This window comes from Pseudomonas sp. DVZ6, assembly GCF_024259445.1.
GTDB classification, from domain to species: Bacteria; Pseudomonadota; Gammaproteobacteria; order Pseudomonadales; family Pseudomonadaceae; genus Aquipseudomonas; species Aquipseudomonas peradeniyensis.
Genome location: NZ_JANCLM010000105.1, coordinates 1 through 661, shown reverse-complemented (window position 1 = coordinate 661; position 661 = coordinate 1). Strand labels below are relative to the sequence as shown.

Sequence of the window (661 nt, the reverse complement as noted above, 5' to 3'; positions counted from 1 at the left end):
CAACTTCGAGAAACTGACCCTTGGCGACAACTCGGTTTCCACGACCGTGACCGATGAGCCGGGTACTGGTACCCCAGGTACCGATAACCAGGGCGACAAGGTCACCGTCACCATCGTCAGCAAAGGCGATGTCACCGAAGACCAGCAGCCGGCCTTCACCGTCAAGGTCAGCCAGAAACTGGACCATGACCTGACTGTCACCCTGTCCAATGGCGACAAGGTCGTTATTCCGGCCGGCCAGACCGAAGCCGAATATAAAGCCAAAGCCCAAGGCGATGACGTCTTCAAGGACGGCGACACCCTGACCGTCGGCATCACCGATGCCGCCGTTGATGGCAAGGCCTTCGAAAATCTGGAACTGGGCGGCAACGCCTCGGTGCAGATCACCGACACCGTCAGCGAAGTCGTCGCGACCCTCACCGCCGACAAGACCACTGTGTCCGAAGGCGGCCAGATCACCTACACCGTGACCCTGACCAATGCCCAGGGCCTGCCGGTCAACGGCCACAATGGCCTGACCTTCACCCTGACCGATGGCACCAAGGTCACCATCCCTGCCGGTAGCGCCAGCGGCACCTTCACCATCACTGCACCGGACGACGTATTCGTCGGTGGCCAGCCGAGCATCGTCAACAAGATCGAATCGGTTGCCGGTGGCGAC

At 61.0% G+C, this 661-nt stretch carries 1 protein-coding gene; it reads left to right on the top strand.

Annotation, left to right across the window (positions count from 1 at the left end):
• The coding region (locus tag NMG10_RS25825; RefSeq protein ID WP_337994576.1) for an immunoglobulin-like domain-containing protein at positions 1–661 on the top strand (661 nt) is incomplete at both ends.